Annotated in this window: 7 protein-coding genes; 1 reads left to right on the forward strand and 6 read right to left on the reverse strand. The window is 67.1% G+C overall.

The window, feature by feature from the left end; genetic code table 11:
• The 4 genes from carB to NTX40_05535 form a co-directional block, all read right to left on the reverse strand.
• A partial coding sequence (carB, locus tag NTX40_05520; GenBank protein ID MCX5648541.1) for a carbamoyl phosphate synthase large subunit occupies positions 1 to 404 on the reverse strand: 404 nt, incomplete at its 3' end.
• Complete coding sequence (gene carA, locus NTX40_05525; protein ID MCX5648542.1) at positions 397 to 1,512, reverse strand: glutamine-hydrolyzing carbamoyl-phosphate synthase small subunit; 1,116 nt, start codon at positions 1,510 to 1,512, stop codon at positions 397 to 399. The genes carA and carB, both read right to left, overlap by 8 nt.
• Positions 1,509 to 2,984: an amidophosphoribosyltransferase gene (gene purF, locus NTX40_05530; protein MCX5648543.1), complete on the reverse strand. Its 1,476-nt coding sequence runs from the start codon at positions 2,982 to 2,984 to the stop codon at positions 1,509 to 1,511. Before purF ends, carA begins: the two co-directional genes overlap by 4 nt.
• A gap of 222 nt (positions 2,985 to 3,206) precedes the next feature.
• Positions 3,207 to 3,599 carry a secondary thiamine-phosphate synthase enzyme YjbQ gene (locus NTX40_05535; protein ID MCX5648544.1) on the reverse strand — a complete coding sequence of 131 codons (393 nt, stop codon included), beginning with the start codon at positions 3,597 to 3,599 and terminating at the stop codon, positions 3,207 to 3,209.
• Positions 3,600 to 3,759: 160 nt separating this feature from the next.
• Here NTX40_05535 and trpC point away from each other — a divergent pair, with 160 nt between their 5' ends.
• A complete protein-coding gene (gene trpC / locus NTX40_05540; protein MCX5648545.1) occupies positions 3,760 to 4,545 on the forward strand; it encodes an indole-3-glycerol phosphate synthase TrpC in 786 nt (261 codons plus the stop codon).
• Between the two features lie 16 nt (positions 4,546 to 4,561).
• Here the strand turns inward: trpC and NTX40_05545 are convergent, their stop codons facing one another.
• Complete coding sequence (locus NTX40_05545) at positions 4,562 to 5,581, reverse strand: NrpR regulatory domain-containing protein (protein MCX5648546.1); 1,020 nt, start codon at positions 5,579 to 5,581, stop codon at positions 4,562 to 4,564.
• A gap of 80 nt (positions 5,582 to 5,661) precedes the next feature.
• On the reverse strand, positions 5,662 to 6,072 hold a 411-nt coding region (locus NTX40_05550), incomplete at its 5' end, for an NADP-specific glutamate dehydrogenase (protein ID MCX5648547.1).

Here is a 6,072-nt window from a genome sequence, read left to right on the forward strand (position 1 = left end):
GCCTGCTTGAAGAGTTCGCGGCTCTCGGCCTTCTCGATGGCCTGGGGGTTCGCCCCGATCATCTCCACGCCGTACCGTTCGAGGACGCCGCTTTGCGCGAGTGCCCGGGCGCAGTTGAGGGCCGTCTGGCCGCCGACGGTCGGCAGCAGGGCGTCCGGCCGTTCCTCGCGGATGATGGCCTCGACGAACTCCGGCGTGATCGGCTCGATGTACGTCCGGTCGCCGAACTCCGGGTCCGTCATGATCGTCGCCGGGTTCGAGTTGATAAGGACCACCTCGTACCCCTCCGCCCGGAGGGCCTTGCACGCCTGGGTCCCGGAGTAATCGAACTCGCAGGCCTGGCCGATGATAATCGGGCCGGAGCCGATGACCAGGATCTTCTTGATGTCGGTTCGCTTAGGCATGGCCGGGGCGCATCATCTCCACGAATCGGTCGAACAAGTAGCGGGCGTCGTGCGGTCCGGGCGACGCCTCCGGATGGAACTGCACCGAGAACAGCGGCAGCCGACGGTGCTCCAGGCCCTCGAGCGTCCCGTCGTTGAGGTTCATGTGGGTGACCTCGACGTCCGCGCGCCCGAGCGACTCGATGTCCACGCAGAAGCCGTGGTTCTGCACCGTGATGGCCACCTTGCCCGTGCGCGTGTCCTTCACAGGATGGTTCGCCCCGTGGTGGCCGAACTTCAGTTTGAACGTCCGCCCGCCCAGCGCCTGGCCGAGCATCTGATGCCCCATGCAAATGCCGAAGATCGGGATCGCTTTCCCTCCGGGCGGGCGCTCGACGAGTTGGCGAATCGTCTCGACGGCATACGGCGCAGCGGCGGGGTCGCCGGGACCGTTCGAGAGCAGAATCCCGTCGGGTTTCTGATCGGCGATGGCCTCGGGCGTCGCGCCGGCCGGGACGACGATGACGCGGCACCCGATTTCTCGCAGCCGACGCAGAATGCCGTACTTGACGCCGTAGTCCAGCACCACGACGCGAAGGGCCGCCCGGTCGCCGTTCGGCTCCCACTCCCAGGCCTCATCGGAGGTGACTTCCCGAATGAGGTCTCGGCCGACGAGGCCGGGCGACGCTTTGGCTTTGGCGACGAGGCGCTTCGGGTCGAGGTCGCGGCTCGACAGGACGCCCCGCATGGCCCCGATCTGGCGGATGTGTTTCGTCAGGGCCCGCGTGTCCACGCCTTCGATGCCCGGGACGCCGTTCTCCTTCAGATATGTCCCAAGGTCTTTCGTCGAGCGCCAGTTGGAGCGCAGGCGGCTGAGTTCCCGCACCACAAACCCCTCGACCCACGGGCGGTGCGACTCGACGTCTTCCTCGTTGACGCCGTAGTTCCCGATCAGCGGATACGTCATCGCCACGATCTGCCCGCGGTACGACGGGTCGGTCACCACTTCCTGGTAACCCGTCATGCTCGTGTTGAAGATGATTTCGCCGGACGCTTCGGCGAGGGCGCCGAACGCGCGGCCTTCGAAGGTGCGGCCGTCTTCCAGGGCGAGGATGGCCGGCCGGCTCAAGGCTTTCCCTCCCGCTCGCCCAGTTCCCGGCGCGCCGGGACCCGTGGCGACCGTTCGGCCGAGAACTGCTCTTTCTCGAAATGCGCCGGCACGGGCGTCGGATAGTCGCCCGTGAAGCACGAGGTGCACATGTCGCTGGGCGTGGGGACGACCTTCAACATCGCTTCGACGGAAAGGTACTCGAGCGAATCGGCGCCGATGAACTCGCGGATTTCCTCGACGCTGTGCGTCGCCGCAATCAGTTCCTCCTGCGTGGACATGTCGATGCCGTAGAAGCACGGCCAGCGGATCGGCGGGCTGGAGACGCGGACGTGGACCTCGGCGGGGCCCGCCGTCCGGATCAGCCGCACCAGGTTCTGCATCGTCGTCGCGCGGACGATCGAGTCCTCCACCACGACGACGCGCTTGCCCTTCAGGACGCCCGTCACGGGGTTGAACTTCAGCCGCACGTTCAAATCGCGCTCGTGCTGATGCGGCGAGATAAAGGTCCGCCCGACGTAATGGTTCCGGATCAGGCCGATCTCAAACCGGATGCCGGACGACTCGGCATAGCCGATCGCGGCCGTGTTCGCCGAGTCGGGCACCGCAATGACGATGTCGGCCGACGCCGGGTGCTCCTCGGCCAGTTGCCAACCGAGCGCCCGGCGAATCTTGTCGGTCTTCTGGCCGAAAATCCAACTGTCCGGCCTGGCGAAGTAGATGTACTCGAAAATGCAGAGCGCCCGGCGCGGCGCCTCCGGCAGCCGGTATGACTTCAGGCCGCCCCAGTTGATTGCCACCATCTCGCCCGGGTCGATGCTGCGCAGGTATTTGGCGCCTACGATGTCCAGGGCGCACGATTCGGAGGCGACGACGTAGGCGTCGCCGAGCCGCCCCAGGCACAGCGGGCGCCAACCGTACGGGTCGCGCGCAGCGATGAGACGGTCGCGGCTCAGAAAGACGAAGCAGTAGGCCCCGACCGTCTGCGCCAGGGCCTCCAGGATCATGTCCGCCAGGTCCTCGTGCTTCGACCGGGCCACGAGGTGCAGGACGATCTCGGAGTCGGTCGTCGTCTGGAAGATGGAGCCGTCCTCCTCCATCCGCGCCCGGAGTTCCGCCGCGTTCACCAGATTGCCGTTGTGCGCCGCCGCCAGCGGACCGCGCTTGAAGTCGATCACGATCGGCTGCGCGTTGACCAGGCTGGACGAGCCCGTCGTCGAGTAACGGTTGTGGCCGATGGCGCTTCGGCCGGTGAAGCGCGCCATGACGTCGGCCGTGAAGACCTGCGACACCAGGCCCATCCCCTTGTGGGCGGTGACGTGGTGCCCGTCGGAAACGGCGATGCCGGCGCTTTCCTGGCCGCGGTGCTGGAGGGCATAAAGGCCAAGGTAGGTGCGTTCGGCGGCGCGCTCGTCGCCGAAGATGCCGAACACGCCGCAATGATGCCGCGGGGCGTCACTCATCGCGTTGCCGTTATGCTGCCGGTTTCTCATAGTACGCCCCCTCGCTTACCCGCCTTCGCCAAGGCTACGGCGGGCAAGCGCTCGGGGCTAGCCATGTGCCGTTTTTGCCTTTGCTGTTTCGCGTTTTCCTGAAATCCGCAATCCGCCCTTCGACCATGCTCAGGGCCCTGAGGCTCTCGAAGGGCAATCCGCCCTTCGACCTCGCTCAGGGCGGCCCGAGCATGGTCGAGGGGCCGCGATCCGCAATCTACTTTACTGTGCCCTTACGTGGACCTGGCGAGTCCGCGGACCGTCGAACTCGCAGAAGTAAATCGCCTGCCAGGTTCCCAGCACCGGCCGGCCCCCGGAGACGAGCACCGTCAGCGACGGGCCGAAGAGGCACGACTTGATGTGGGCGGCCGAGTTGCCTTCGCTGTGGTGGTACGCGTCGTCGAAGGGAACGATCTTGCTCGTCTCCGCCAGGATGTCGCGCGTCACGCTTGGGTCGGCGTTCTCGTTGATGGTGACGCCCGCGGTCGTGTGCGGGACAAAAACGACGGCGATGCCTTCCTCCAGGCCTTCCTCGCGGATCGCCTCCGCAACCCGGGCCGTAATGTCGATCATCTCAACGCGCGACCCGGTCCTGACGGTGAACGTCTGCACGATTCTCTCCAATGCGGGCGACGAAGTCCATCGGTGGGTGGGCCGGAGTGAAGCCCGCCACAGATTCTATGTCCCGAGGGCCCGCGCTTCAAGCAAAAAGGTTGATTTCCGCCCGGCGCCGGATACAGTCGTTTTCGTCGCCGTTTCCACGAGGACCGGTGCCGTGCCCGACGACATTCTATCGAAAATCCTCGCCGTCAAGTGCCGCGAGGTGGCCGACCTCGCGGACGCCCTTGACGACTTCAAGGCGGCCTGCCGCGACGCCCCGCCGCCGCGCAGCCTGGCGGACGCCCTTCGCCGGGCGCCGGACCAGCCCATGCGCGTCGTGGCCGAGATCAAGCGCCGTTCGCCCTCGGCCGGGGTCATCGCGGACCCGTTTGTCCCCGCCGAGATCGCCGGTCACTACGAGCGGGGCGGGGCGGACGCGATCTCGTGCCTGACGGACGGCGAGTTTTTCGGCGGCTCGATCGAGCATCTTCGCGAAGTCCGCGCCGCCGTCCGCCTGCCCATCCTCCGCAAGGATTTCCTCATCGACGAGGTCCAGGTTTACGAGGCCCGTGCCGCCGGCGCCGACGCCATTCTCCTCATCGCCGAAGCCCTCGAGCCGCGACGCATGACGGACCTGGCGTTCCTGGCGGCCGACCTCGGCATGGACGTCCTGGCCGAAGCCCACAGCGACGAACCGCTCGAGGCCGCTATCGGCTGCGGGGCGGTCCTGGTCGGCATCAACAACCGCGACCTGAAGACCTTCAAAGTGGGCCTCGAAACCACTGAACGCCTGGCGGCCGTCGTCCGCGCCGCGGGGCACGTCCTGGTGTCCGAGAGCGGCATCGGGAGCGCGGCGGACGTTCGTCGGCTGGCGGCGGTCGGCGTCGATGCCGTCCTCGTCGGCGAAAGCCTCCTCAAGAGCCCCGACATCCCCGCCAAGATCGCGGAACTGAAGTGCTGACGATACTAGCCGCGCCTCATGCCTCTCTGGGCTTGCCGTCCAGCGGCATAAGGGCCGCAAACTCGTACAGCCGGGCCAGCGCCCGGTTCCACGTCGCGATGCCTGACTCCTCGACCGCGGCCAGCGGATTCAACCCCGCCGCCACCACGAGGCCCGCGCGGCCGGGACCGACGGGGATGTCGAGGAGCGGCCGGCTCGGTTGTCCGAGAACGATGAGGCCTCCAAGCCCCTCGCGGTCCATCTGCGCGACCACCTTTTCAACGCGGGGCAGGGCCGCCGCCGGAACCTCGCGGAAACTCGCCCCGAGGAGGCCTGAGCCTTTCTCCGCAACGTCCAGCACGCTCGTCATTTGCGCCTTGATGAAGATTTCGACCGGGTCCAGCGTCGTCCCGTCGTAGTGGATGATGTGGGCGAAGCGGAAGGGTTCCCCGCCGCGAATCTCCAAGAGGCCGCCAAACCTTGAAACGACCGGCACGCCCGCGGCGCGCAAAAGCCCGTTCAGCGTGATGCCGCACACGGTTCCGATCGCGGCCTCATTCGGCGCGATGTGGTCGCCGGTCAGTTCGGCCCCGGTTTCCGACACGAGGCCGAATCGGCCCATTCCGAGCCCCGCCCGGACGACACGCGCGATGATTTCCCTGGCGTCCCGGAGGCGCGTCAGCGGCACGGTCGAGACGTTCAGGATGACCGTTCCTTTGCGTCGGCCGAGGTCGAGCGTCATCTGGTACGCGAGTTCGTCCGCCCGGGCGTCGATGGTCCCAAGTTTGTCGAACGCGACCGCCTTGGCCAGTTCCTGCCGGCCGCGAGTCGTGATTTGCCGACCGCGCCGCCCCAGATTTACCGTGAGTCCCGCGACGTCGGCGGTCTCAAGGTAATTGCGGACCATCCGCTGCTCGAGGTCGATCCCGACGGCCCGAAGCGCCCGCGCGATCTTCGTCGAGCCGAGGGGTCGGCCTGCCTCGTCCAGCGTGCGCAGGATGGCCGCCACCTTCCGGCGGCTGTCGAGGGAGTTCTCCGCACGGGTTGCCGGTGGCACGGTTCCGCCTTTCGCCGTCAAGATGGGCAGGCGCGCCCCGCCGGGGGGATGGCGGAGTCGCGCCGCCCGGTAGCAGCCTCTCAGACGATGCCCTGGGCCATCATGGCGTCGGCGACCTTGAGGAAGCCGGCGATATTGGCGCCCGCCACAAGGTTGCCCTTCATGCCGTACGCCTCCGACGCCTTCACGCACTGGTCGTAGATGTTGTCCATAATCATGTGCAGCCTGTGGTCCACCTCTTCGAACGTCCAGTTGAGGCGCATCGAGTTCTGGCACATCTCCAGGGCGCTCGTGGCCACGCCGCCCGCGTTCGCTGCCTTCGCCGGACCGAACGCCACACCGTTGTCCAGGAAGATCTTGATGGCGTTGGGCGTCGAGGGCATGTTCGCGCCTTCGCCGACCGCGAGGCACTTGTGCTTCACCAGTTTCTCCGCTGCGGCCGTGTCAATCTCGTTCTGCGTGGCCGACGGCAGCGCGACGTCGCACGGCAC

This window comes from Planctomycetota bacterium, assembly GCA_026387035.1.
GTDB lineage: Bacteria > Planctomycetota > Phycisphaerae > FEN-1346 > FEN-1346 > JAPLMM01.

Bases quoted from the DNA above. Each gene is read 5' to 3' on its own strand.
- purF (MCX5648543.1), bottom strand. From the start codon at position 2,984: ATGAGAAACCGGCAGCATAACGGCAACGCGATGAGTGACGCCCCGCGG.